The following is a 24994-nucleotide window of genomic DNA, read 5'->3' on the forward strand; positions in this document are numbered from 1 at the left end:
ACTTTACCACGATGATACCTGGGAGGACACTGGCTTCAACAGCCTTGGAGATTTGTGATGCGTGTATTTGTGACCGGCGCCACCGGCTGGGTGGGCGCGGCGGTGGTGGACGAGCTGATCGCCGGCGGCCATCAGGTGGTGGGCCTCGCCCGCTCGGACGAAGGCGCCAAGGCCCTGGCCGCAGCGGGCGCCGAGGTGCAGCGCGGCGACATCGCGGACCTGGACGGCCTGCGGCGCGGCGCCGACAAGGCCGACGGCGTGATCCACCTGGCCTTCAACCACGACTTCTCCCGGTTCGTGGAGAACTGCGCCGAGGACGAGCGCGCCATCGAGGCGATCGGCGCGGTGCTCGAGGGCTCCGAGCGGCCGTTGCTGGTCACCTCCGGCGTGGCGCGCCTCGCCCCCGGCCGCACGGCGACCGAAGCCGATACGCCGCCCGGCGATGCGTCGAGCTACCCCCGCAAGTCGGAGTCGGCGGCGGCGGCGCTCGCGGCGCGCGGCGTCCGGGCGACCGCCGTGCGGCTGGCGCCCTCGGTGCACGGCCATGGCGACCATGGCTTCGTTCCGCGCGTCGTCCAGCTGGCGCGCGAGAAGGGCGTGTCGGCCTATATCGGCGACGGGCAGAACCGCTGGCCTGGCGTCCATCGGCTCGACGCCGCCCGCCTTTACCGGCTCGCCCTGGAGCGCGGGGCGCAAGGCGGCCCATTCCACGCGATCGCCGAGGAGGGCGTTCCGTTCAAGGCGATCGCCGAGGTGATCGGCCGGCGGCTGGACATCCCGGTGGTCTCGCGCTCGCTGGAGGAGGCGGCCGACCACTTCGGCTGGTTCACCATGTTCGCGGCCATGGACGCCCCGACCGCCAACGAACGGACGCGCGCGACGCTGAACTGGACGCCGGAAGGGCCGGGGCTGCTCGCCGACCTCGACCATCCGGCCTATTTCACGGCCTAGATGGCGGCGGCCTCGCCTCCGTCGATCGCCCCCCTGTCGATCGCTGTCGTCGGCCTGGGCGGCATCGGCAGCACCTTCGCCTTCCATCTGGCGCGCGCCGGCCATGACGTGACCGCCGTGGCGCGGCCAGGGTCGGCGCGGCTGCGGCAGTTGCAGCGCGACGGGGGCGTCGTCCGCACGACCGGCGAGCGGGCGCAGATGGCCGTCGCCGACAGTCTGGACGAGGCGGCCGTCTACGACCTGGTGGTGGTGACGGTGCTCGCCCACCAGGTCGAGGCCCTGCTGCCCGTCCTGTCGCGCAGCCAGGCCCGGTGCGTCCAGTTCATGTTCAACACCTTCGACCCCGAGCGCCTGGGCGCGGCGGTGGGCGCGGCGCGATGCAGCTTTGGCATGCCGTTCGTGATGGCCACCGTGGACGGCGAGGGCCGGCTCGCCGCGACGGTCAGCGGCGGCCGCCGGACGCTGCACGGCGATGCGCACTGGGCGGCGCTGTTCCAGGCGGCGGGCGTTCCCTCGGCGTCCGAGGCGGACATGCCGCTCTGGCTGCGCTGCCACGCCCCGCTCTGCGTCGCCATGGAGAGCATATCGGTGGCGGGGGAGCGGAGCGGCGATGGCGCGTCCTGGGCGCAGGCGATGACGGTGGCGCGCGGCGTCGGCGGCGGCTTTGCGATCATCAGGGGGCTGGGCTACCGCCTGCATCCCTCGAAGGCGGCGATCGCCGCCGCGCCAACGGCCCTGGTCGCCGGTCTCCTGTGGGGCGCCTCGCGCCTCAAGACCTTCCGGAAATTGCTGGCGACCGGCGAGGGCGAATGCCGCGCGCTCGCCGATGTCATGGCCGAAGCCGGGGCTGCGGCGACGCCGGCCCTTCCCGCGGCCGTGGCGGCGGTCAGGGCGATGAAGCCCTCGGAAGCGAGCCCCTCGCCGCCCCCCGGATAGCCCCGCCGTCAGGCGCGCCCGCCGCAGCGTCCCCGGTGGTGCGGTGCAACATGGAGCCTTCCCAGGCGTCCGGCGATCCCGTAGGAAGAGCGCGAGATCGTCCGAAGGCTGACACGGAGGGCAGGATCATGAGCGAACAGGACATGACGCCGCAGACGGCTGGGACTCCGCTCGACGGCCTGCGGCAGGCCAAGGCCGAAAGCCTCAAGGCCCTGATGAAGAAGAAGCCGGGGCAGAAGCACTACAAGCGCACCCTGCGCGCCTTCCTGGAAGCCGATCAGAAGCTGACCGACGCCATCGAGACCCAGCTCGAAGTGCAGTAGGTCACGCCGCGCCGCTCCGGGCCCTCTCGGCCTGGGCCTCGGCCTGCGCCCGCACCCAGCCGTGGAACGCCGCGATCTTCGGCTCGCCGAGCCGGTCCGCGCGGCAGACGAACCAGAAGCCGAACGGGCTCGCCAGCTCGACGTCGAAAGGCTTCACCAGCCGCCCCGCCGCCAAGTCCTCGTCCACCAGGGGCGACAGGCCGAGCGCGAAGCCCTGCCCCGCGACCGCCGCCGACAGCGCCATGTGGCTGTTGCTGAACAGCGGGCCGGCGCCTTCGGCGCGGCGGCTCACCCCGGCCTTCGCGAACCAGGCGCTCCAGGTGGGCAGGCCCGGCGCCACCAGGGCGGACTCGTCGTGCAGCAGCCGCCCCGCCTCGATCGCCGCGGGATCGCCGGCCACCTCGGCGGCCAGGGCCGGGCTGCAGACCGGAAAGGCGACGGCCGGGGCGATCAGCTCGGCGTGCAGCTCCGGATAGTCGCCGTCGCCATAGCGCAGCCCGATGTCGATCCCGTCGCGGTCGAAGTCCGAGCGAGGGTCCGAGGCGATGATCCGGACCTGGATCTCCGGATGCGCCGCGGCGAAGCTCGCCAAGCGCGGCGCCACCCACTTCGAGGCGAAGCTCGGCATGGCGCTGATCTGCAGCGAAGTGGCGTCGAGGTCGGCCACCTGCGCCACCAGCCGCTCCATGGCGGTGAACAGGCTGGTCAGCTGCGGCGCCAGCCGCTTGCCCGCCACCGACAGGCTGATCGCGCGATGGCCGCGCACGAACAGCGGCGAGCCGACCCATTCCTCCAGCCGCCGGACCTGGACGCTGACCGCCGACGGCGTGACCCCGAGCTCGGCCGCGGCGGCGGCGAAGCTGAGGTGGCGCGCGGCGGCGTCGAAGCTGCGAAGGGCGTTGAGCGGAAGCATGCGAAGCGGCGTCGCCATATCAGGTTCCCGGCCGTCGGACTGAACGACAAATCCTTGGGCATGCGGCGCGATTTTGTCGTTTGCGGCAAGCCGGGCCGCGCGGCCATTCCTTGCGCCCAACACGGCCCCGCGCCGAGCTGTCCACGGAGCGACTTCCATGATCCCGTCCTTGCGCACCGCGAGCGCCGCCGTACTGGCCTTCACGGCGTTCGCGGCGGCCCCAGCGGCCTTTGCCGCCGAGGCTGCGCCCACCCCGGCCGCCATCGCCCGCGACGGCAGCCATGACTTCGACTTCGATTTCGGCGTCTGGAAGACCGAGATCACCCGCCGCCTGCATCCGCTCTCCGGTTCCACGGAGTCCATGAAGCTCACCGGAACCGTCACGATCCGCAAGATCTGGGGCGGCAAGGCCTCCATCGAGGAGATCGAGGCTGACGGACCCAAAGGGCGCTGGGAGGGCATGAGCCTGTTCCTCTACGACCCCGTGGCGCACCAGTGGAGCCAGAGCTTCATCGGCAGCGCCGGCGGGACCTTCGGCGGCGGCATGGTCGGGTCCTTCCACGATGGCAAGGGCGAGCTCTTCCAGCAGGACACCCTGGACGGCCGCGCCATCCTGGTGCGCGCCACCTGGTCGGAGATCACGCCCACCTCCCATAAGTACGAGGAAGACTACTCCGCGGACGGCGGCAAGACCTGGGCGGTCTCGTTCGTGGCGCACAAGACCAAGATCCACTCGTGACCCGCCGGACCGCTGAAGGAAACCCCATGACCAGACACGCCGCCCTCCGCTTCGCCGCGCTCGGCCTCGCCGTTACCGTCGCCCTGCCGCTTCCCGCCGCCGCCCAAGCCTCCGCACAGGCCGCGGCCCCGCGCGACGGCAGCCACGACTTCGACTTCACCTTCGGGACCTGGACCGAGCACTCGAAGCGGCTGATGCACCCGCTCGCCGGCGCCAACGACTGGGTGGAGTGGGACGGCCACACGGTGGTGCGGAAGATCTGGGGCGGCCGCGCCAACATGGCCGAACTCAGGGCCGCCACCCCGGCCGGCCCGCTCGAGCTGATCGCCCTGCGGGTCTACAACCCGGCCACCGGCCAGTGGAGCATCAACTTCGCCACCTCTGCGGTCGGCAAGCTGAACGACATCCCGGGCGTCGGTGAGTTCAAGGACGGCCGCATCGACTTCTACGACCAGGAGCCGTTCAACGGCCGCGCGATCCTGGTGCGCTTCTCGGTCTACAGCACCAGCCCCACCACCCACGTCAGCGAGCAGGCCTTCTCCGCCGACGGCGGCAAGACCTGGGAGGTGAATTGGATCAACCGCTACACCCTTGTGAACCGCAACACCGAGCCGGAGGGCGGCTGAGATCGATAAACACTTGGGCCAGCGCCTCAACGTCCTCCTCCCCTTGTGGGAGGAGGTGGCCCGCGGAGCGGGTCGGAGGTGGGGTTTCTCGGTCTCTCGGCGCTATCCGAGGCTCAGTATCGCGCGGAGAGCGGAGCGCGACCCCCTCCGTCAGCCTTCGGCCGACACCTCCCCCCACAAGGGGAGGAGGATCGCCAATTGGCGCTTCGCCTAAACCGCCGGCGGGTCCAGGTAGTCGTAGAGCACCCGGCCGTAGGGCAGGGTCAGGTCGGCGATGAAGTGGTGCGCCTCGACCACCCGGCGCACGGGCAGGTCGGCGACCGGCGCGTTCACGTGCGGGACGAGGTGAAGCCGACCCGGCCCGCGCCAGGAGCCCTTCACCTCGACGTCGGTGAGATTCAACGCCACCAGCTGGCAGATCGCCGGACAGCCGTCGATCCCGGGGATGAGCTTCAGGTTGATCTGGGTCTTGGCCACCTTGGCGGCGGTGGCCACCCCGTTGCCGGCCATGTTCTCGTGCTTGTAGCCCATGGTGCCCACGGCCACCTGCTGGCCGGCGTACTCCAGGGTGCCGGTCAGCGTGTCCTTGATGATCTCCAGCTTCGGATGGGCGTACTTCTTGGGGAAGCCCCAGATCTCGCGGCCCGCGGCGATCGGCGGATCGTCGTCCAGGTACATCTGCGAGACGAAGTTCACCGCCTCGCCCTTGTACTGGCAGGGGATGACGATGCCGCTTTCGGTGTAGTCGCCGAAGCCGGTGGAGTCCGGCATGCGGATCCATTCATAGGCCACCAGCGGCTGGTCGATGGGCTCCAGCGGCTCGGGCAGCTGGGCGCGGATCGCCTCGGGATCGCTCTCGTAGGTGATGACCATGTATTCGCGGTCGACGAAGCGGTAGGGCCCGGCGGGATAGCTCGGGCCGGCCATCGGCATGGACGGCAGCTTGAGGATGTCGGCGGCGTTCATGACGATTATTCCGCGGTCCAGCCGCCGTCGATGGGCAGGATCGCGCCGGTGATCGAGCGCGCGCTGTCGGAGGCCAGGTAGAGGGCCAGGTCGGCGATCTCCTCCACCGTCACGAACTGCTTGGTGGGCTGGGCGGTGAGCAGGACGTCGTTGATCACCTGCTCGCGCGTCATGTGCCGCGCTTCCATGGTCTCGGGGATCTGGTGCTCGACCAGCGGGGTCCAGACATAGCCCGGGCAGATGGCGTTGGCGGTGATCCCGAAGGTCGCCGTTTCCAGCGCCACGGTCTTGGTGAGGCCCGCGATCCCGTGCTTGGCCGAGACGTAGGCCGACTTGAACGGCGAGGCGACCAGGGCGTGGGCCGAGGCGGTGTTGATGATCCGGCCCCACTTGCGGGCCTTCATCCCCGGCACGGCGGCGCGGATGGCGTGGAAGGCGGCTGACAGGTTGATGGCGATGATCTGGTCCCACTTGGCCGGCGGGAACTCCTCGATCGGCGAGACGAACTGGATGCCGGCGTTGTTCACCAGCACGTCCAGGCGGCCCAGCTTTTCCTCGGCCTCGGCGACCATGGCGGCGATCTGGTCGCCCTGGCTCATGTCGGCGCCGGAGTAGAGCGCCTTGACGCCGAACTCGGCCTCGATGCCGGCGCGCTCCTTCTCGATGGCGCCGGCCTCGCCGAAGCCGTTGATCATCACGTCGGCCCCGGCCTTGGCGTAGGCCCGGGCGACCGCCAGGCCGATGCCGCTGGTCGAGCCGGTGACCAGGGCGACTTTTCCGTTGAGCATGAGCTTCCTTCCCAATTCCGGGCCGAGGCGCGCGGGCCTCTAGTGATCGGCGGGAAGTCTGATGTTTACATCAAGTATTCATGACAGATTTGCGCAAACGGCGGCTTGTCACGGCGTTGTCGCAAGCTCTCGCCTAAATGTTGACCATGGACGCGCGCACGAAGACTGCCCCTCTCGCCGCCGGCTGGCGACCGGACCGCTGCGGCCGGGTGGCCCTGGTGCTGCAGGGCGGGGGCGCGCTCGGCGCCTATCAGGCCGGCGTCTACCAGGCCATGCACGAGGCCGGCATCGAGCCGGACTGGGTTTCCGGCGTCTCCATCGGGGCGATCAACTCGGCGATCATCGCCGGCAACGCGCCGGACGAGCGGCTCGACAAACTCAAGACCTTCTGGGAGCGGATCACCTCGCGGACCATCTGGGCCTACACCCCGGACGGCGACGTCTACCGCAACGCCCGCAACGCCACGAGTTCGCTGTTCACCCTGATGATGGGCCAGCCGGGCTTCTTCGAGCCCAATCCGGTGAGCCCCTGGCTGACCCCGGCCGGCGCCCGCGCCGCCACCGCCTACTATAACAACGGCCAGCTACGCGAGACCCTGCTGGAGCTGGTCGACTTCGACCGGATCAACAGCGGCGCGGTGCGTTTCTCGGTGGGCGCGGTCAATGTGGTTAGCGGCAACTTCATCTTCTTCGACAACGCCACCACCGAGATCGGGCCGGAGCATGTGATGGCGTCAGGCGCCCTGCCACCCGCCCTGCCCGCGGTGCAGATCGGCACCGACTGGTTCTGGGACGGCGGCATCGTCTCCAACACCCCGCTGCAGCACCTCTTGGCCCAGGACGACGACATCAACTCCCTGGTCTTCCAGGTGGACCTGTTCAACGCCCACGGACTGATGCCGCGCACCATGCAGGACGTGATGGGCCGGCATAAGGACATCATGTACTCGTCGCGCACCCGCCAGGTGACCGACATGTTCCAGCGGCTGCAACGCTGGAAGACCCGCGCCTACAACGCCCTGCTGAAGGTGCCGGACGCCGACCTGACGGACGAGGAGCGGGCCATGCGCGACAAGCTCGCGACGCTCCCGGCGCTCACCGTCCTGCAGCTGATCTACCAACAGCAGGCCTATGAGGGGAACGCCAAGGACTACGAGTTCTCCGGCACCTCCATGCGCGAGCATTGGGCCAGCGGCCTCCTGGACACCGAGCGCACGCTGACGCGCAAGGACTGGCTGCAGATGCCGCCCCCCAACGCCGGCATCCTGACCCACGACATCCACCGCGAGACCGAGGGCTAGGGCTCAGCCCATCCAGCGGTAGCCGACGGCGGGCTCGGTGAGGATCAGGCTGGGCTGGCCGGGGTCGGGCTCGATCTTCTGGCGCAGCTGGCCAACGAAGACCCGCAGGTACTGCACGTCCTCCTCGTGCGCCGGCCCCCAGACGGCGGTCAGCAGATGGCGGTGGGTGACCACCTTGCCGGCGCCCTCCACCAGCTGGGCCAGCAGGTCGTACTCCCGGGGCGACAGCCGGACCGCCACGCCGGCGCGGGTCACCAGGCGCTTGACGAGATCGACGGTGAGGTCGCCCGCGGTGACCACGGTGGGCGCGCCCGCGTCCTGCAGCCTGTGGCGCAGCGCCGCCCGGATGCGGGCCAGAAGCTCGCCCACCCCGAACGGCTTTTCCACATAGTCGTCGGCGCCCAGGTCCAGGGCGTCGATCTTCTCGGTCTCGCGGTCGCGGGCCGACAGGATGATGATCGGGCCCTTGTAGAAGGCCCGGGCCTTCTCCAGCGCCTGCTTGCCGTCCATGTCCGGCAGGCCGAGGTCGAGCACCACCACGTCGGGCGCCTTGCGGGCGATTTCGCGCAAGCCGGCCGCGGCGGTGTCGGCCCGCACCGCCTCATAGCCGGCCGCGTCCAGGGCCGGACCCAGGAAGCGGTGGATCTGCGGCTCGTCGTCGATGACCAGGATGCGGGGCTTGTGCGCGCTCAAAGCAGGTGCCCGGGGGTCGCCCGTTCCTTGGGCAAGCTGATCAGGATGCGGGTGCCGCGCCCGTCATGGATCGGGCTGGCCGCGGCGATGCGGCCGCCCATGGCCTCGACAAATCCCTTGGAGATGGCCAGGCCCAGGCCCGCGCCCTTGCCGCGGTCGGTCGCCTCCTCCATGCGCCGGAAGCGTTCGAACACCCGCTCCAGCTCCGTCGTCGGGATCCCGCGGCCCTCGTCCTCGATGGAGATCACCACATTGCCACGGTCCTCATAGGCCGCGACCTCGATGGCCGTGCCGTCGGGGCTGTAGGCGATGGCGTTCTCCAGGATGTTGACCAGGGCCTGCTCCAGCAGGGAGGCATCGGCCATGACCATCGAGAGCTGGGCCGGAAAGTCGCGGTCGAGCTTGCGGTTCTCCAGCCGCCGCTTCACCCGGTCCACCGCCGCGCGCAGCACGTCGCGCACGTCGACCCATTCCCGGCGGGTGGAAAGGCCGCCGCCCTCCAGCCGGGTCATGTCCAAGAGGTCGCCGACATAGCGGTTCAGCCGCTCGGCCTCCTCGCGGATGGAGATCAGCAGGTCGGCGCGCACCTTGGGCGTCAGCGACTTGCCGAAGTCGATCAGGGTGGTGGCCGCCCCCAGCACGGTCGATAGCGGCGTGCGCAGGTCGTGGCTGATGGAGTTGAACAGGGCCGAGCGCAGCCGGTCGGAGCGGCGGAGCGCCTCGGCGCTGGCGGCCTCGGCGGCGAACTCGGCCCGCTCCAGGGCGACGGCGCCCTGGTCCAGCAGGGCGCTCACGAACCGCTCGCCGTCCTCGGTGGCCACCGCCTTGGGTTCGACCCCGACCACCCCAGCACGGGACTTCACCCCCTGCAGCGGCCGGAAGGTCCAGGCGGCGTTGGGCAGGGTGCCGGTGCCGGCGCCGGCCGGCTCACCCTTCTCCCAGGCCCAGCGGGCGGCGGCCATGTCGCCCGCCGAGAGCGTCGGCGACGGCGGCGAGGCGGCGGTGACGGCGATGTCCTCGCCCTCCGGCGTCAGCACCACGGCCGCGGCGCTGGTGGCGGCGGCCAGTTGTTCGGCGAGCGCCACGGCCGCGTCCTGGGCGCGGGCGGCGGACGAGAGCCGGCGCGTGGCCGACAGCACCGCCGCCACGCCGGAGGCCCGGCGGCTGACCGCCATCGCCTGATCGCGCACCCGGCCGGTCAGCCAGCCGGTGGTCAGGGCCGCGGCGAAGAACACCGCGAAGGTGAACACGTCGGCGGCGTGGCCGATGAAGAAGCTGAGCCGCGGCTCCAGGAAGAAGAAGTTGTAGACCAGCGCCGAGGCGGCCGCCGCGGTGACCGCTGGCCAGAGGCCAAAGGCCAGGCCAGAGACCAGCACGCTCAACATGAACACCATGGCGAGGTTGGCGCTTTGGGCGTAGCGGTCGACCAGGAAGGACACCCCGCCGGCCACCGCGACGGCGGCCAGGGCGCCCAGGTGCCCCAGCCAGGGGAACGAGATCGCCCGGCGCGGCGCGGGCGCGGGCGTCTCCTCGCCCTCGGCGGCTTCGGTGATCACATGCAGGGCCGCGCCCGAGCTCTCGCTCAGCAGGGACTCGATCAGGTTGCGCTGGAAGGGCCGGCGCCGGTGGCGGGTCTTGCCGACCACGATCTGGGTCTGGTTGTTGCGCCGCGCGTAATCCAGCACGCAGTCCACCAGGTCGTCGCCGGTGAGCACCACGGTCGCCCCGCCGAGCTGTTCGGCCAGCTTCAGCGCCTCGCGCAGCTTCTGGGCGGCGGCCGGGGTCGGCGGCGACATATTCGGCCGCTCCACGTGCGCCACCGTCCACGGCGCATCCATCATCATGTCCGAGAGCCGGCGGCCCGCGCGCACCAGCGAAGCGGCCATGGCGTCTGGGCCGACCAGCACCAGGATCCGTTCGCCCGCCGCCCAGGGGCCCTCGACGCCGGCCCGCTTCATCGCCCCGATGAGCTGGCCGTCGACCGTCTGGGCCGCCCGGCGCAGGGCCAGTTCGCGCAGCGCCGTCAGGTTCTCGGTCTTGAAGAACCGCTCGGCGGCCAGCCGGGCGGTCTCGCCCAGGTAGACCTTGCCCTCGGCCATCCGCTCGCGCAGCTCGGCCGGGGTGATGTCGATCAGCTCGATCTCGTCGGCGCGGGAGAGCGCGCTGTCGGGCACGGTCTCGCGCTGGCGCACCCCGGTGATCTTCCAGACCACGTCGACCAGGCTCTCCAGGTGCTGGACGTTCAGCGTCGTCCAGACGTCGAGGCCGGCGGCCAGCAGCTCCTCCACATCCTGCCAGCGCTTGGGATGGCGCGAGCTGGGGGCGTTGGAGTGGGCGTATTCGTCGATCAGCAGGAGGCCCGGCCGCCGGGCCAGCGCCGCATCTAGGTCGAACTCCAGGAGCGTCCCGCCGCGATGCTCGATGGGCTTGCGCGGCATGACGTCCAGGCCGCGCAGCAGGGCCTGGGTGTCGCGGCGGCCATGGGTCTCCACCACGCCCACCACCACGTCGACGCCCTCGGCCTTTCGCCGGCGTGCAGCGCGCAGCATCTCGTAGGTCTTGCCGACGCCCGGCGACATGCCGAGGAAGACCTTCAGCCGCCCGCGTCCGGGACGGTCCACCGCCGCCAGCAGGGCATCCGGATCGGGTCGGCGCGGTTCAGCCATCGCCGCCTAAGGTGCGCCAGCGGCCGGTCGGCGTCGAGTGCGAGGTTGACGTCGCGGCCGCCTACATCCGCTCGGGGACGGCGATCCCCAGCAGGTCCAGGGCGCGCTCGAGTTGAGCGAGCGTGGTCGAGGCGAGCGCCAGCCGCGAGCCGCGCACCGCCGGCTCCGCCTGCAGGATCGGACAGGCGGCGTAGAACTTGGAGAAGGCCTGTGACAGCCGGTAGGCGTGCTCGGCCACCGCATTGGGCGCCTGGCGGTCATAGGCCTCGGCCAGGGCCGCGTCGAAGGCGTCGAGGGTCAGGGCCAGCTCCCGCTCCGCCGGCTCGGCGATGGCGATGGGGCCGGCCTCGGCGCCCGCCTCCACGGCCCGGCGCAGCAGGGATTTCACCCGCACCGCCTGGTAGAGCAGATAGGGCCCGGTCTTGCCCTCGAAGCTGGTGAAGCGGTCGAGGTCGAAGACGTAGGAGGTGCCGCGGAAGTTCTGCAGGTCGGCGAACTTCAGCGCCGCCACGGCGACCTTGCCGGCGATATCCTCGAACTCGTCGGCGGGCAGGTCTTCGCCCAGGCCCGCCTCGTGCAGCCGCTCGCGCGCCTTCTCCCGGGTCATCTCGATCATGTCGGCCAGCTTCAGCACCCCGCCCTCGCGGGTCTTGAAGGGCTTGCCGTCGGTCCCGTTCATGGTGCCGAAGCCGACGTGCTGCAGCTCGCCCTCCGCCGCGTAGCCGGCCAGGTAGGCGGCGCGGAACACGATCTCGAAGTGGTCGGCTTGGCGCTGGTCGACGCAATAGATCACCAGCTGCGGATCGAAGCTCTTCTTGCGGTCGAGGATGGTGGCGAGGTCGGTGGTGCCGTACATGGCCGAGCCTTCCGACGACACCACGAGCAACGGCGGCAGCTCGCGCTTGTCGCCCTCCCGCGAGACCCGGATGATCCGCGCGCCCTGGTCGTCGACCAGGAGGTCCTTGGCGGCGAGCTCGTCCACCATGGGGTCGATCAGGTCCTCGACGTCGCTCTCGCCCTTCCACAGGTCGAAGTCGACGCCGAGCGCATGGAAGTCGCGCTCGAGGGCGATCTGGGTCACGTTCCGGAACCGCTTCCAGAGCTGGAAGTAGCCAGGCTGGCGGTCCTGCAGGCCGGCGGTGATCTTCCGCGCCCGGTCGCGGTAGTCGGTGTCGGTCTTCCCCTTGGCGGCGGCTTCCGGATAGAGCCGGTCGAGATCGGACAGGCTGACCGCTTCGAAGGCCGCAGTGTCGGCGGTCTCGCCGGCGTTCAGCGCGTCCACCGCCGCGGCGACCGCCGGCGCCTCGTCCATCACCGCCCCGATCAGGAGGCCCATCTGGTAGCCCCAGTCGCCGAAGTGGGCGTCGCCCAGCACGGTGTCGCCGCGGAAGCGGTAGAGGCGCTTGATGGATTCCCCGATGATCGAGGCGCGCAGGTGGCCCACGTGCATGGGCTTGGCGACATTGGGGCCGCCGTAGTCCACCAGCACGCGCCGGGGCTCGGCCACGCTGGCCGCGCCGACCCGCGGATCGGCGGCGATGGCCTGCGCCCGCTGGCTTAAGGCGGCGTCGGAGAGCTTCAGGTTGATGAAGCCGGGTCCCGCGATCTCCACGCCGGCCAGGCGCGGATCGCCGGCCAGCCGCTCGGCCACGCCCAAGGCGATCTCGCGCGGCGGCTTGCCCACCCGCTTGGCGGCGGCCAAGGCGCCATTCGACTGGAAGTCGGCGAGGTCGGGTCGGTCGGAGGCGGTCACCCGGCCCAGTTCGGGCGGCAAGCCAAGGCTCGCGAAGGCGGCCTCGACCGCTTCGCTCAGGACCCCTTTGAGGTCGCTCATCGGGTCGGCGGCGCGGTCCCGTTGGCCGCCACGGTCGGCCCGCCCACGTTCACGCGGAAGCGCTTACCCTGGCGGTTGAAGTCCGCCATCTGCGGCGTCACGTCGAAGCCGATCAGCACCTCGAAATTGGCTCCCGAGGTGGTCTGGGTGCCGCGCGGGATGAGGATGTTGGCCAGGCTGTCGGTCATGTAGACCCGGTCCTTGCCGGCCGGGAAGGTCACCGGCAGGTCGAAGCTTTGCTTGGCGATCACCTCGCGGTTCCGGTCGGTGACGGCCACCCAGTAATGATAGGTCTTGGTCGTGGCGGTGGCCTGCGGGCCTTTGCCGAGCTCGAACAGGATGTCCATCTGCACCTGGATCGGCTCGGCGTCCTTGTATTGGCAACCGGCCGAGATGCCCTGGATCTCGCCCGAATAGCCGACTTCGGCCGAGGCCTCGCGGCCGTCCTTGAACTCGATGTAGCGGCTGGCGTCGTAGAGGGCCTTCACGAACGGGCAGGGGCCGGAGTTGCGCAGCGCCTGCAGGGGCGCCTTCGAGTCGCCCCACTCCTTGTCGCGCTTCTTCTTCTTGGCGTCGTCTTCCTGGTCCTGCTTGGACGGGCCGGCGCCGCCCGCGCCGCCCATGCCGCCGCCCCCGCCGCCCGGTCCGTACTGGGCGTGCGCGCAGAAGGGCGTCGCGATGAGGAAGGCCGAGGCGGCGAGGAGGACGTAGCGGCGCATGGGAGGCGTCCGTGCTTTCGGGCAAATAGCGGCGCGGACTTTCGCGCCTGTTGGCGCCTAAGTACAACTTGCAGAATGCGGCGGCAACGCGGCTGGCGGCCACGGCCTTGGAGCCTTACCCTAGGCGCGATGTCGCAGTCCCCCGTTTCCCGCCCGCCGCTTACCGTTCTCTTGGCCACGCCCAGGGGGTTCTGCGCCGGCGTCGACCGGGCGATCCAGATCGTCGAGCGGGCGATCGCGAAATATGGCGCGCCGGTCTATGTGCGCCACGAGATCGTCCACAACCGCCATGTGGTCGAGCGGCTGAAGGCGCTGGGGGCGATCTTCGTCGAGGAACTCGACGAATGTCCCGACGACCGGCCGGTGGTGTTCTCCGCCCATGGGGTGCCCAAGGCGGTGCCGGCCGAGGCCCGTTCGCGGCGGATGCTGTTCCTCGACGCCACCTGCCCGTTGGTCTCCAAGGTCCACGTCGACGCGCGCCGCCACTTCGAGGCCGGCCGCGAGATCGTGCTGATCGGCCACGCCGGCCATCCGGAGGTGGTGGGCACGCTCGGCCAGTTGCCGCCCGGCGCCGTGGCCCTGGTGGAGACCTTGGAGGACGCCCACGCCTTCGTCCCGCGCGACCCGGCCAACGTCGCCTTCGTCACCCAGACGACCTTGTCGGTCGACGACACGGCCGAGGTGGTGGCCGCCCTGCAGGCGCGCTTCCCGCAGATCGCCGCGCCGCACAAGGAAGACATCTGCTACGCCACCACCAACCGGCAGGACGCGGTGAAGGCGGTGGCCGCGCGCTGCGACGTCCTGCTGGTGCTGGGCAGCGCCAACTCCTCCAATTCGGTGCGCCTGGCCGAGGTGGCGCGCAAGGCCGGCGCCCAGGCCCACCTGTTCGACGACGCCGCGGGCCTGGACCTGAGCTGGTTGGCGGGAGCCGCCGTGGTCGGCGTCACCGCCGGAGCCTCGGCCCCGGAGATCCTGGTGCAGGGGGTGATCGAACGCCTGTCGCAGAGCTTCGACCTGCTGATCGAGGAAATCGAGGCGCAGCGCGAAACGGTGACGTTCAAGCTGCCGCGGCAGTTGGTGAGCTGAGAAGACCTCCGGGCGTCGCTTGACGACTCCGCGCACCTCGCCCATCCGGGGAGTCATGGCGGTCTACACCGATATCACCGACGAGGAGCTGGCAGCCCTGTTGGCCGACTACGACCTGGGCCAGGCGGTCAGCCTGAAGGGCGTCGCCGAGGGGATCGAGAACTCCAACTTCCTGCTGGAGACCGAGGCCGGCCGGTTCTTCCTGACCATCTACGAGCGCCGGGTGAAGGCCGCCGACCTGCCGTTCTTCCTGGAGCTGCTGCGCTGGATCGCGGCCCACGGCTTCCCGAGCGCCACGCCCATCGCCGACCGCGAGGGCCGGATCCTCAGGAGCGTGCGCGGCAAGCCCTGCGCCATCGTCTCTTTCCTGCCGGGGCTGGCGGCCCGCCGGCCGACCGCCGCCCATTGCCGCGAGGCGGGCGCGGGCCTGGCGGCCCTGCACCTGGCCGCCGAGGGCTTCCCGCTCACCCGCGCCAACGACCTCGGCCAGGCGGCCTGGGCGCCGATGTTCGCGTCGCTCGAACTGGCCGCGGAGGCGTTGAAGCCGGGGCTGGCCAAGACCATATCGTTCGATCTCGAACAGCTCGCGGCGCGCTGGCCAAAGGATCTGCCGCAGGGCGTCATCCACGCCGACTTCTTCCCCGATAACGTCTTCTTCGCCCAAGGGAAATTCGCCGGCGCCATCGATTTCTACTTCGCCTGTGTCGACGCTTTCGCCTACGACATCGCCGTGGCGCTCAACGCCTGGTGCTTCGAGCCGGACGGCAGTTTCAACATCACCTGCGCCCGCGCCCTGGTGGCCGGCTATGAGAGCCGGCGCAGATTGTCCGATCTCGAACGGTCGGCCCTGCCGATCCTGGCGCACGGGGCGGCCATCCGCTTCTTCCTGACTCGGCTGCACGACTGGGGCGCGACCCCGGCCGGCGCTCTGGTCCGGCCGAAGGACCCGCTGGAGTACGAGCGCAAGCTGGCCGTACACAGAGCTTCGCCCGACCTCGTCCTTTTCGGAGCGCCCGCATGACCCCGCAGGTGGTGATCCACACCGACGGCGCCTGCTCCGGCAATCCGGGGCCTGGCGGCTGGGGCGCGGTGCTGCACTATGGCGACCCCAAAACCCAGCTCGCCGAGAAGGAGCTGTGGGGCGGCGAACTTCAGACCACAAACAATCGCATGGAGCTCATGGCGGCGATCCAGGCCCTGGAGGCGCTGAAGCGTCCCTGCCGGGTAGAGCTGCATACGGACAGCCAGTACGTCCGCAATGGCATCCGCGAATGGATCCACGGCTGGAAGGCGCGCGGCTGGAAAACCGCCGACAAGAAGCCGGTGAAGAACGACGACCTCTGGAAACGGCTCGACGCGGCGCGCCAGCGCCACGAGGTCGACTGGCGCTGGATCAAGGGCCACGCCGGCCACGAGTTCAACGAGCGGGCCGACGAGCTGGCGCGCCGCGGCCTGACCGAGACCCTTGACGCGCGCGTCAAGTAGTTCGACCTCGAACTTGCCGTTCGGTTTCGAACAGCGTAAGCTGTACGGAATTCAAAGCCGACGCAGGAGGCCGCCATGGCCGCCGAACCGGAAGACCACGCCGACGTCCAGGTCTTCGACGAGATCCGCTACATCGAGCACCTGGCGCGCACCGCCATCGCCCGCAAGCTGCCGGTCGGGCTGACCTATCCGCAGTTCGAGGTGATGAACCTGCTCTCGCGGCGCGGCGACGGCATCACCCCGCTCAGCGTCGCCCAGGCCCTGCAGATGACCAAGAGCGGCCTCACCAACACCCTGCAGCGGCTGGCCGCGCGCAGGCTGGTGCTGGTGGAGAACTGCCAGAGCGACGGGCGGCGCAAGCGCATCTGGCTGACGCCCGCGGGCCGCACCGCCTACAGCCAGGCGATGTTCTCTCTGCGCCCGAAGATGGAAAGCCTGCGCGACGGCTTCACCCAGAAGGAGTTCCGCGAGGCCCTGCCCTTCCTGCGCGCGCTGCGCACCTGGCTCGGCGAACGCGGCGACGACTGAGCGGGCTCAGGCCGCGGCCAGTCCCGGCGCGCCGGCGAAAGCCTCGGCCAGGAAGTCGATGAGCACCCGCAACTTGGTGGGCAGCCGCCGGCCCGCCGGATGGACGGCGCTCACCGCCAGCGGCCCGGGCGCATAGGCGCCCAGCACCACACGCACCTCGCCCGACGCGATCTCCGGCGCGAAGAGCCAGATCGGTCCGTGGCTCAGCCCCAGGCCGGCGAGCACAGCGGCGCGGATCTGCTCGGCGTCGCCCGTCCGGAAGTTCGCCGCCGGGTGATGCAGCACGACGCCCGCGCCGTCGCGGAATTCCCACGGCCGCACCTCGCGATGCGGCGCGAAGATCAGGCAGGCGTGGCCTTGCAGCTCGGTGGGCGTCGCCGGAACGCCCCGCGCGGCGAGATAAGCCGGGCTCGCGACGGTGGCGAAGGGCGCGTTGGCCAACTTGCGGACGATCAGCGCGGAGTCGGCCAGCACGCCATGGCGGATCGCCAGGTCGACGCCCTCCTCGATCAGGTTCACGGCGCGCTCCGACGCGGAGAGTTCGATGGAGATGTCCGGATAGCGCGCGAAGAAGGCCGGCAGCCTGGGGACGACGTAGAGCCGCCCGAACACCGGCGCGGTGGTCACCCGCACCAGGCCTGAGGGCGCCGACTGGCCGCGGCCAATCAGGGATTCCGCGGCCTCGAACTCGTCCACCAGCCGCACCGCCGATTCGTAGAACCCCTGGCCCGCGTCGGTCAGGCTCATGCTGCGCGAGGTGCGGCGCACCAGTTGCGCGCCGAGACGCGCCTCGAGCGCGGCGATCTGCTTGCTGACCGCCGACTGGCCGACCCCCGCCTCGCGCGCCGCCGCCGAGAAGCTGCCGCTCTCCACGACCCGGACGAAGAGGCGCAGGGCGTCCAAACGATCCATGGCCAACTCCTGAAGTCTCGTTTGGAATGGATAGTAGTCCGCTTCCATCACTTCTGGGAGGATTTGGAATGGACATCTCTGTCGTCAGACTGCGGGCCGGACTGTCCGGGGCCGCTCCGAAGAGGTGAAAGCCCCATGACCCACTCAACCATGACCCACGCCAAGAAGACGGGCCTCGTCGAGACCCGGCGCGCCCTGCCGCCAGATGAGCGCCAGACCGAACAAGACGTCCTGGCCGGCATCGGCCGCCTGTTCTCGGACTTCGTCGGGACCCGGCGCCAGGCCTACGACGCCATGACGTCCGAGACCCCGATCGCCGAGGGCGTCGAGATGCAGGCCATCGACCGCGACGGCGTGCGGGGCTGGTGGGTGCGGCGCGCCGGCGCGCCGGCCGACCGTGCGATCCTGTTCCTGCACGGGGGCGCCTACATGCTGGGCTCCGCGCAGGCCTACCGCGGCTTCGCCAGCCAGATCGCCGTGCGCGCCGGCGTCGCGGCCTTCATCCCCGACTACCCCCTTGCGCCGGAACATCCGTTCCCCGCCGCGCCGCAGGCCGCGGTCGCCGCGCTGCGCTGGCTGGCGGATGAGGGCGTCTCGCAGGCCGCCCTGGTCGGCGATTCCGCCGGCGGCGCCCTGGCCCTGGCCGCCCTGGCCGGCGCGGGCGAGCCGTCGCCGGCCGTGGCGTCGGTCGTGGCCTTCTCGCCCTGGATCGACCTGGCGCTGAGCGGGCCCTCGTTCGCCAGCCCCGACACCCACGACCCGATCTTCCAGCCGGAACTGCTGGCCGGGGCGGCGGCGGCCTACCTCGCCAGCGCCGATCCGAAGGACGGCCGCGCTTCGCCGCTCTACGCCGTTCCCGACGCCCTGCCGCCGCTGCTCATCCAGGTGGGCGAGGACGAGCTCCTGCTCGACGATGCCCGGCGCTACGCGGCTGCGGCGGCGGAGAAGGGCGGCGAGGTGCGCCTCGACATCTTCGAGGGCCTGCACCACGTCTTCCAGCGGTCCACACGTGAACTGCCGAGCGCGCGGCGCGCCCTCGACGAAGCGGCCGCATTCCTCTCCGGGCGCTGGGCTTGAGGCTCAGGCCCCCGGCTGGTCGGCGTAGAGCTTGACCAGCCGGTAGAGGAACTCGCGGCCCTCGTAGAGCGACTGCACCCCGATCCGCTCGTTCAGGCCGTGGATGCGGCCCAGGTCCGGCTCGAAGAACAGGCCCGAGACGCCGTAGGTCGGGATGCCGCCGGCGGTCAGCGCCTTGCCGTCCGTGGCGCCCGCCTGGAGGATCGGTATCACCGGGATGCCGGGCCACATCTCCGCGGAGACCTTTTCGATCGGCCCCATGACCTGCGGCGTCAGCGGCGGGGCTGGCGCCTCGCCCTCGCGGGCGACACGGACCTGGGAGACCTGGACTTGCGGATCGCCGATCACCTCCATCAGCTTGTTGCGCACCTCGTCGCGGCTGACGCCCGGGAAGATGCGGCAGTTGATGTTGGCGGTGGCCCGCTGCGGCAGGGCGTTCTGGGCGTGGCCGCCGCTCAGCATGGTCGCCACGCAGGTGGTGCGCAGCATCGTGTGCAGGCCGGGGTCCTTGGACAGCAGCGCGTCCGCTTGGGCGTCCTTCGGGTTGGCCACCAGCGCGGTCATGGCCTGGCCGCGCGCGCCGCCCTCGATCTTGGCCATGCCGCTCAGGTAGGCGCGGTTGGCGTCGTTGATCATCACCGGGAACTCATAGGCGCGGATCTTCTCCAGCGCGTCGGCCAGCCGGTAGATCGCGTTGTCCGGCACCGGCCGCGAGGAGTGGCCGCCGGGGTTGGTGACCTCCAGGGTGAAGCTCTGCGAGGTCTTCTCGCCCGCCTCGATGGTGTGGGCCATGCGCTTGCCGTGATCGTCGAGCTGGCCGCCGGCGCCCTCGTTGAGCGCGAATTCCGCGTCGATCAGATCCTTGCGGTTCTTCACCAGCCAGGAGGCGCCGTTGAACGGCCCGCCGCCCTCCTCGCCGCAGGTCAGCGCCATCTTGATCGTGCGCCGGGGCTTGAAGCCCTCGGTCTTGTAGCGGACCAGGTTGTCGACCCAGATCGCCGCCTGGGCTTTGTCGTCCGACGAGCCACGGGCGTAGAAATAGCCGCCCTCTTCCACCAGGGTGAACGGGTCGCGGGTCCAGTCCTCGCGCTTGGCCTCGACCACGTCCAGGTGGGCCAGCATCAGCACCGCCTTGGCCTTGGGGTCCTTGCCCGGCAGCACCGCCACCAGGCCGCCGTTCTTGGGATACTCCGGCACGGAGAAGATGGTCAGGTCGCTGTCGGGGAAGCCGGCGGCCTTCAGGTGGGCCGCCATCCGCTCGGCGGCCAGCGTGCAGGACCCCACCGAGGCGGTGGTGTTGGTCTCCACCAGCTCCTTGTAGAGGGCGCGGAAGCTCTCGCGGCCGGGGTCCGTCTTCGGCATCGCCGCACTGGGCGGTGTCTGCTGGGCGAACGCCGCGGTGGCGAACAGCAGGGCGACGCCGGCCAAGGCGCGAGCGAGTGTTTTCATTGGTGAACCCCGATCAGTCGCCGGGGACTATTCCAGGGGCGGCGGCGCCCGGCAAGGGCGAGCCGCTCAGGCCGCGCCTTCCTCGAACCGCGGGGCGTCGTCGCAGATCGCGACCCACGCCGGCTTTGAGCCCAGGTGGATGTGGCCGGCGATGTCGAGGGCCGGGTCGCCATCCAGGGCGCCGGCGGGCACGAACATCCGCCCGCCGTCGGGCGTCGGCTGCGGCGCCGGACAGCCGCAGTCGGCGCAGAAGACTGTGCTCCAGCCGCTGGGCAGGGCGTAGCGCTTGAGGTTGTCCTCGCCGGACAGCCAGGCGAAGCGGTCCCTGCGGACGTTCAACACCGCGTTCGAGCCGGTCCCGGAAACCCGCCGGCATTTCGAGCAATGGCAGAAGCCCACCGGCGCCAGCTTCCCGGTCAGGCCGAACCGCACCGCCCCGCAGAGGCAGCCGCCGGTGGCGACGAAATCCGCGCCGCTCATGCCAGCTCGACCTCGGCCGCCTTCGCCACCCCAGCCGTGCGGCCCGGCGCGCGCTGGTAGGTCCAGTAGAGGTTGGTGTGGGCGATAACCTGGCCGGGCGGCGGCGCGCCCCACTGGCTGAGGTCCTCGGTGGTGTGGGCGTCGGCGGCCAGGGTTACGTCGTAGCCGCGCGCCAGGGCGCCGTGCAGGGTCGAGCGAATGCAGGCGTCGGTCTGGGCGCCGGCGACGACCAGGCGCCCAACGCCGCGCTCGGCCAGGACCGCCTCCAGACCCGTATCCTCGAAGGCGTCGCCATAGAGTTTGGCGATCAGCGGCTCATCGGCGCGTGGATCGAGCTCGGGGACGAACCGCCAGGCGTCCTCATCCTTCACCAGCTGTTCGTTCTCGTGCTGCACCCATACGACCGGAACGCCGGCCGTCCGGGCGCGGGCGATCAGGGCCACGATGTTGGCCGTCACCGCCTCACGGTCGTGGGCGGTCTTCATCACGCCGTTCTGCACGTCGATGACCAGCAGGGCGGTGTTCGGGCGGTCGGCCAGGGTAGTCATGCGGCGGTCTCCTGGCGGCGACCATAGACCCGTGACGCCCGGCGAAAAACCGCCCGGACACGTCAGGCTAAGGCGATCGCCGGCGCCTTGACCTTAGACGGCGCCCGGGCGTTCCTTATGCCGTTGTTATGCAAGGAGACCGACGATGCGCCTCCGCATCCTCGCGCTTGCCGCCACGGTCCTCGCCGCCCCGGCCTCCGCCCAGATGAGCATGGGGACGCCGGGCAACTACGCCCCCACGCAGTACCTTCCGGACGATCGGACGCCACCTCCAGCCTATACGAAGGCATTCACCGCCCTGGCGGAGAAGGTGGTTCACACACGGGCCGCGGACGGCGGCAAACTGACCCCGGAACATTTCGCCAGCCTGCAGCAGGAGTTGGTCGCGCTGAACCGCAAGTACCGCGCGCACCCCGGCGTCGAGGTCCAGCCTTAGCCCGGACGCCCGGCTCGCGGACGCCGCCCAAGCGAAGACGTTTGCCCTGGCGGCTCCGGCGGTCGAAAATGGCCAACCAGTCGCAGGGAGCGGGCTTTTGCGGGACGGCGTTGAGGAGACCTATCCGGATCATCCGCGGCCGAAGCTCGCCTATCCGTTCGAGCAGGGGCCCAAGACCGGCGAAGCCATCGAGGCCGCGCCGGGGGTGAAGTGGCTGCGCATGCCGCTGGGCGGGGCGCTGGCCTTCATCAACGTCTGGGCCATCGACGACGGCGACGGGCGGGTCGCCATCGTCGACACCGGCCTGGGCGGCGAGGCGACGCAGGGCGCTTGGCGCAAGGCCTTCGCGGGGCCGCTGGCCGGCAAGATCGTCAGCCGGGTCTTTGTCACCCACATGCACCCCGACCACATCGGCATGGCCGGCTGGCTGACCCGCAAGTTCCAGTGCCGGCTCTGGATCAGCCGGCTGGAGTTCCTGATGTGCCGCTCGCTGGCCGCCGACACCGGCCGCGAGGCGCCGGCCGATGCGCTCTCCTTCTTCCGGGCCGCCGGCTGGGACGACGAGGCGCTGGAGACCTACAAGGCCCGCTTCGGCGGCTTCGGCCGCGCCCTGCACGCCCTGCCGGACAGCTTCCAGCGGCTGTCCGACGGCGACGAGGTGCGGATCGGCGACCACCTCTGGCGCGTGGTGATCGGCTCGGGCCACAGCCCCGAGCACGCCTGCCTCTGGAGCCCGGACCTCAAGACCATCATCACCGGCGACCAGGTGCTGCCGCGGATCTCCTCCAACGTTTCGGTCTTCCCGACCGAGCCCAACGGCGACCCGCTGACCGACTGGCTGACCTCGCTGGCGCGGATCAAGACGCAGGTGCCGGACGACGTCCTGGTTCTGCCGGCGCACAACGATCCGTTCCGCGGCCTGCACGCGCGCATCGATCACCTGATCGGCGGCCACGAGCGGGGCCTCACCCGCCTCCACGCCCTGATCGCCGAGCCCAAGCGGGCGGTGGATGTGTTTCGCGCCCTCTTCCGCCGGCAGATCGATTCCAACCTTCTCGGCCTCGCCACCGGCGAGAGCCTGGCGCACCTGAACTGCCTGATCGCCCGCGGCCACGCCTCCCGCACCCGCGACGCCAGCGGCGTCGACTGGTACCAAGCCGCGTGAGGCCCTACGTCGTGAGGCTTCGAGGGAGCCGTCCATGACCGAGCGCATCACCTCGCCCTTCGGGGCCAAGACCGCCGCCCGCGAGGTGGTGGTGGGCCACGACCTCTCGGGCCGCACGGCGGTGGTCACCGGCGGCGCGTCGGGGATCGGCGTCGAAACCGCCCGCGCCCTGGCCGAGGCGGGCGCCGACGTCATGCTGGCGGTGCGCGACACCGCGGCCGGCGAGACGGTCGCCGCCGACATCCACCGTACCGCCCCCGGCAAGGTCAGCGTCGGCAAGCTCGACCTCTCCGACCTCAACGCCGTCGCGGCCTTCGCCGGGACCTGGGGGGAACGGCCGCTGAACCTCCTGATCAATAACGCCGGGGTCATGGCCTGCCCGCTCAGCTACACGGCCCAGGACCTGGAGATGCAGGTCGGGACCAACCACTTCGGCCACTACCTGCTGTCGATCCTCTTGGCCCGCGCCCTGCTGAACGCCGCCGAGACCGGCCACGCCAGCCGCCTGGTCGCGCTCTCATCGATCGGCCACCGCCGCAGCCCGATCCACTTCGAGGACATCCACTACCGCCATCGCCCCTACGACAAGTGGGAGGCCTACGGCCAATCGAAGACCGCCAATTCCCTGTTCACCGTCGGCTTCAACGCCCGCTTCGCCGAGCACGGCGTCAACGCCAATGCGGTGATGCCCGGCGGTATCATGACCCCACTGCAGCGCCATCTCAGCCGCGAGGAGATGATCGGCTTCGGCTGGATGGACGAGAGCGGCAAACTCAACGACCGCTTCAAGACCACCGAGCAGGGCGCCTCGACCAGCGTCTGGGCCGCGGTCGGGGATGAGTTGGAAGGCAAGGGCGGTCTCTATCTGGAGAATTGCGCCCAGGCGGTCGCCTGGAACCAGGACAACCCCTTCGAGGGCGTCCTGCCCCATGCGCTGGACCCCGAAGCCGCCGAACGGCTCTGGGCCGTCTCGGAAGACACTGTGGGAGTGAAAGCATGAGCCTTTCCGGCAAGACCCTCTTCATCACCGGCGCCAGCCGCGGCATCGGCCTGGCCATCGCCCTGCGCGCCGCGCGCGACGGCGCCAACATCGCCATCGCCGCCAAGACCGCCGAACCGCACCCGAAGCTGCCCGGCACCATCTACACCGCCGCCCACGACATCGAGACGGCCGGCGGCAAGGCCCTGCCGCTGGTGGTCGACGTGCGCGACGAGACCTCGGTGATGGCCGCCGTCGAGCAGACCGTCCGGCACTTCGGCGGCATCGACATCTGCGTGAACAATGCCTCGGCCATTCAGCTCACCGGCGTGCTCGCCACCGACATGAAGCGCTACGACCTTATGAACCAGGTGAACGCGCGCGGGACCTACCTGACCTCCAAGGCCTGCATCCCGCACCTCAAGCAGGCGGCCAATCCGCACGTCCTGATGCTGTCGCCGCCGCTCGACATGAACCCACGCTGGTTCGCCGGGCACACCGCCTACACCATGGCCAAGTTCGGCATGAGCATGTGCGTGCTGGGCATGGCCGCGGAGTTCAAGCCCGACGGGATCGCCTTCAATGCGCTCTGGCCGCGCACCGGCATCGCCACCGCCGCCATCCAGTTCGCGCTCAGCGGCGAGGAGGGCCTGCGCCATTGCCGGACCGTGGAGATCATGGCCGACGCCGCCCACGCCATCTTCGAGAAGCCCGCCCGCGAGTTCAGCGGCAACTTCCTGATTGATGACAGCTTCCTCTACGGCGAGGGCGTTCGAGATTTCGATCGGTACCGGGTCGATCCCACCGCGACCCTGATGCCGGACTTCTTCGTGCCGGAAGACAGTAAGCCGCCGCCGGGCGTGGTGATCGGCGAAGGGAGCCTCAGTCCGCATGAGTGAAACCATTTCCACCCGCGTCCAGGTGCGCGTCGCCACCCTGGCCGACGTCTCGCTGATCCTGGAGTTCATCAAGGCCCTGGCCGAGTACGAACGCCTTGGCCACGACGTGGAAGCCACCGAGGCCGACATCCGCCGCGACCTGTTCGGCGAGAACCCACGCTGCTTCTGCGACATCGTCGAGGCCGACCACCAGCCGGTGGGCTTCGCGCTGTGGTTCTATAACTACTCCACCTTCCGCGGCCGGGCCGGGATCTATCTGGAGGACCTGTTCGTGAAGCCGGAAGCCCGCGGCCTGGGCGCCGGCAAGGCCCTGCTGCGCCGCCTGGCCCAGCGCTGCGTCGACGCCGACCTCGGCCGGCTGGAATGGTCGGTGCTCAACTGGAACACGCCGGCCATCGAGTTCTACGACAGCCTCGACGCCGCGGCGATGGAGGAGTGGACCGTCCGCCGGCTCTACGGCGAGGCCCTGCTGAGGCTGGCGGCCTCGTAGGCGCC

At 70.4% G+C, this 24994-nt stretch carries 27 protein-coding genes; 16 read left to right on the forward strand and 11 right to left on the reverse strand.

Going from position 1 to position 24994, the window contains the following annotated elements; all coding sequences use genetic code 11:
* Positions 1-57 precede the first annotated feature (57 nt).
* The 3 genes from E8A49_RS02105 to E8A49_RS02115 all read left to right on the forward strand — a co-directional run bounded on the left by E8A49_RS02105 (position 58) and on the right by E8A49_RS02115 (position 2210).
* Positions 58-951 carry an SDR family oxidoreductase gene (locus E8A49_RS02105; protein ID WP_293375856.1) on the forward strand — a complete coding sequence of 298 codons (894 nt, stop codon included), beginning with the start codon at positions 58-60 and terminating at the stop codon, positions 949-951.
* Positions 952-1887 (forward strand): ketopantoate reductase family protein, encoded by a 936-nt coding sequence (locus E8A49_RS02110; protein WP_293375858.1) that lies wholly within the window; start codon positions 952-954, stop codon positions 1885-1887.
* A 128-nt stretch (positions 1888-2015) separates the two neighbouring features.
* Positions 2016-2210, forward strand: a complete 195-nt coding sequence (locus E8A49_RS02115; protein ID WP_293375860.1) for a hypothetical protein — start codon at positions 2016-2018, stop codon at positions 2208-2210.
* A gap of 1 nt (position 2211) precedes the next feature.
* On the opposite strand, the gene gcvA is transcribed toward E8A49_RS02115, so the two are convergent.
* Entirely contained in the window at positions 2212-3141 is a 930-nt protein-coding gene (gene gcvA / locus E8A49_RS02120; RefSeq protein WP_293375862.1) for a transcriptional regulator GcvA, read from the reverse strand.
* 139 nt (positions 3142-3280) lie between these two features.
* Here gcvA and E8A49_RS02125 point away from each other — a divergent pair, with 139 nt between their 5' ends.
* Positions 3281-3862: a hypothetical protein gene (locus tag E8A49_RS02125; RefSeq protein ID WP_293375864.1), complete on the forward strand. Its 582-nt coding sequence runs from the start codon at positions 3281-3283 to the stop codon at positions 3860-3862.
* A gap of 26 nt (positions 3863-3888) precedes the next feature.
* The gene (locus E8A49_RS02130) at positions 3889-4488 is read left to right on the forward strand and encodes a hypothetical protein (protein WP_293375866.1); all 600 of its coding nucleotides are present in this window, start codon (positions 3889-3891) and stop codon (positions 4486-4488) included.
* Positions 4489-4698: 210 nt separating this feature from the next.
* Here the strand turns inward: E8A49_RS02130 and E8A49_RS02135 are convergent, their stop codons facing one another.
* The gene (locus tag E8A49_RS02135; RefSeq protein WP_293375868.1) at positions 4699-5454 is read right to left on the reverse strand and encodes an acetoacetate decarboxylase; all 756 of its coding nucleotides are present in this window, start codon (positions 5452-5454) and stop codon (positions 4699-4701) included.
* Positions 5455-5459: 5 nt separating this feature from the next.
* A complete protein-coding gene (locus E8A49_RS02140; protein ID WP_293375870.1) occupies positions 5460-6242 on the reverse strand; it encodes a 3-hydroxybutyrate dehydrogenase in 783 nt (260 codons plus the stop codon).
* A 146-nt stretch (positions 6243-6388) separates the two neighbouring features.
* On the opposite strand from E8A49_RS02140, the gene E8A49_RS02145 reads away from it, so the two are divergent.
* Positions 6389-7543: a patatin-like phospholipase family protein gene (locus E8A49_RS02145; RefSeq protein WP_293375872.1), complete on the forward strand. Its 1155-nt coding sequence runs from the start codon at positions 6389-6391 to the stop codon at positions 7541-7543.
* Between the two features lie 3 nt (positions 7544-7546).
* Here E8A49_RS02145 and E8A49_RS02150 read toward each other — a convergent pair whose 3' ends face one another.
* The 4 genes from E8A49_RS02150 to E8A49_RS02165 all read right to left on the reverse strand — a co-directional run bounded on the left by E8A49_RS02150 (position 7547) and on the right by E8A49_RS02165 (position 13455).
* Complete coding sequence (locus E8A49_RS02150; protein WP_293375873.1) at positions 7547-8236, reverse strand: response regulator; 690 nt, start codon at positions 8234-8236, stop codon at positions 7547-7549.
* On the reverse strand, positions 8233-10902 hold the full coding sequence (locus E8A49_RS02155) for a sensor histidine kinase KdpD (RefSeq protein WP_293375875.1): 2670 nt from the start codon (positions 10900-10902) through the stop codon (positions 8233-8235). Before E8A49_RS02155 ends, E8A49_RS02150 begins: the two co-directional genes overlap by 4 nt.
* A 61-nt stretch (positions 10903-10963) precedes the next feature.
* Positions 10964-12736, reverse strand: a complete 1773-nt coding sequence (gene argS, locus E8A49_RS02160; protein ID WP_293375877.1) for an arginine--tRNA ligase — start codon at positions 12734-12736, stop codon at positions 10964-10966.
* On the reverse strand, positions 12733-13455 hold the full coding sequence (locus E8A49_RS02165; protein ID WP_293375879.1) for a Tat pathway signal sequence domain protein: 723 nt from the start codon (positions 13453-13455) through the stop codon (positions 12733-12735). The genes argS and E8A49_RS02165 overlap by 4 nt, the downstream gene beginning before the upstream one ends.
* A gap of 129 nt (positions 13456-13584) precedes the next feature.
* Between E8A49_RS02165 and ispH the strand changes: the two genes are divergently transcribed.
* The 4 genes from ispH to E8A49_RS02185 all read left to right on the forward strand — a co-directional run bounded on the left by ispH (position 13585) and on the right by E8A49_RS02185 (position 16554).
* Positions 13585-14541 (forward strand): 4-hydroxy-3-methylbut-2-enyl diphosphate reductase, encoded by a 957-nt coding sequence (ispH, locus tag E8A49_RS02170; protein ID WP_293375881.1) that lies wholly within the window; start codon positions 13585-13587, stop codon positions 14539-14541.
* A gap of 55 nt (positions 14542-14596) precedes the next feature.
* Entirely contained in the window at positions 14597-15562 is a 966-nt protein-coding gene (gene thrB / locus E8A49_RS02175) for a homoserine kinase (protein WP_293375883.1), read from the forward strand.
* Positions 15559-16026, forward strand: coding sequence for a ribonuclease HI (gene rnhA / locus E8A49_RS02180; protein WP_293375885.1), 468 nt, complete (start codon positions 15559-15561; stop codon positions 16024-16026). The genes thrB and rnhA overlap by 4 nt, the downstream gene beginning before the upstream one ends.
* 75 nt (positions 16027-16101) lie before the next feature.
* Entirely contained in the window at positions 16102-16554 is a 453-nt protein-coding gene (locus E8A49_RS02185) for a MarR family winged helix-turn-helix transcriptional regulator (protein WP_293375887.1), read from the forward strand.
* 6 nt (positions 16555-16560) lie between these two features.
* On the opposite strand, the gene E8A49_RS02190 is transcribed toward E8A49_RS02185, so the two are convergent.
* Positions 16561-17466 (reverse strand): LysR family transcriptional regulator, encoded by a 906-nt coding sequence (locus E8A49_RS02190; protein ID WP_293375889.1) that lies wholly within the window; start codon positions 17464-17466, stop codon positions 16561-16563.
* A gap of 135 nt (positions 17467-17601) precedes the next feature.
* Between E8A49_RS02190 and E8A49_RS02195 the strand changes: the two genes are divergently transcribed.
* Entirely contained in the window at positions 17602-18543 is a 942-nt protein-coding gene (locus tag E8A49_RS02195; protein WP_293375891.1) for an alpha/beta hydrolase, read from the forward strand.
* Positions 18544-18546: 3 nt separating this feature from the next.
* Here the strand turns inward: E8A49_RS02195 and E8A49_RS02200 are convergent, their stop codons facing one another.
* The 3 genes from E8A49_RS02200 to E8A49_RS02210 all read right to left on the reverse strand — a co-directional run bounded on the left by E8A49_RS02200 (position 18547) and on the right by E8A49_RS02210 (position 21020).
* Positions 18547-19992 carry a M20/M25/M40 family metallo-hydrolase gene (locus E8A49_RS02200; protein WP_293375893.1) on the reverse strand — a complete coding sequence of 482 codons (1446 nt, stop codon included), beginning with the start codon at positions 19990-19992 and terminating at the stop codon, positions 18547-18549.
* A gap of 66 nt (positions 19993-20058) precedes the next feature.
* Positions 20059-20472: a GFA family protein gene (locus E8A49_RS02205; RefSeq protein ID WP_293375895.1), complete on the reverse strand. Its 414-nt coding sequence runs from the start codon at positions 20470-20472 to the stop codon at positions 20059-20061.
* On the reverse strand, positions 20469-21020 hold the full coding sequence (locus tag E8A49_RS02210; protein WP_293375897.1) for a cysteine hydrolase family protein: 552 nt from the start codon (positions 21018-21020) through the stop codon (positions 20469-20471). The genes E8A49_RS02205 and E8A49_RS02210 overlap by 4 nt, the downstream gene beginning before the upstream one ends.
* A 145-nt stretch (positions 21021-21165) precedes the next feature.
* On the opposite strand from E8A49_RS02210, the gene E8A49_RS02215 reads away from it, so the two are divergent.
* The 5 genes from E8A49_RS02215 to E8A49_RS02235 all read left to right on the forward strand — a co-directional run bounded on the left by E8A49_RS02215 (position 21166) and on the right by E8A49_RS02235 (position 24989).
* Positions 21166-21456 carry a hypothetical protein gene (locus E8A49_RS02215; RefSeq protein ID WP_293375899.1) on the forward strand — a complete coding sequence of 97 codons (291 nt, stop codon included), beginning with the start codon at positions 21166-21168 and terminating at the stop codon, positions 21454-21456.
* 97 nt (positions 21457-21553) lie between these two features.
* Positions 21554-22621, forward strand: coding sequence for an MBL fold metallo-hydrolase (locus tag E8A49_RS02220; RefSeq protein WP_293375901.1), 1068 nt, complete (start codon positions 21554-21556; stop codon positions 22619-22621).
* 34 nt (positions 22622-22655) lie between these two features.
* A complete protein-coding gene (locus E8A49_RS02225) occupies positions 22656-23621 on the forward strand; it encodes an oxidoreductase (RefSeq protein WP_293375903.1) in 966 nt (321 codons plus the stop codon).
* Positions 23618-24499, forward strand: coding sequence for an NAD(P)-dependent oxidoreductase (locus tag E8A49_RS02230; RefSeq protein ID WP_293375905.1), 882 nt, complete (start codon positions 23618-23620; stop codon positions 24497-24499). Before E8A49_RS02225 ends, E8A49_RS02230 begins: the two co-directional genes overlap by 4 nt.
* On the forward strand, positions 24492-24989 hold the full coding sequence (locus E8A49_RS02235; RefSeq protein WP_293375907.1) for a GNAT family N-acetyltransferase: 498 nt from the start codon (positions 24492-24494) through the stop codon (positions 24987-24989). The genes E8A49_RS02230 and E8A49_RS02235 overlap by 8 nt, the downstream gene beginning before the upstream one ends.
* Positions 24990-24994 lie beyond the last annotated feature (5 nt).

It is taken from the genome of Phenylobacterium sp., from assembly GCF_004799515.1.
In the GTDB taxonomy this organism is placed as follows: Bacteria; Pseudomonadota; Alphaproteobacteria; order Caulobacterales; family Caulobacteraceae; genus Phenylobacterium.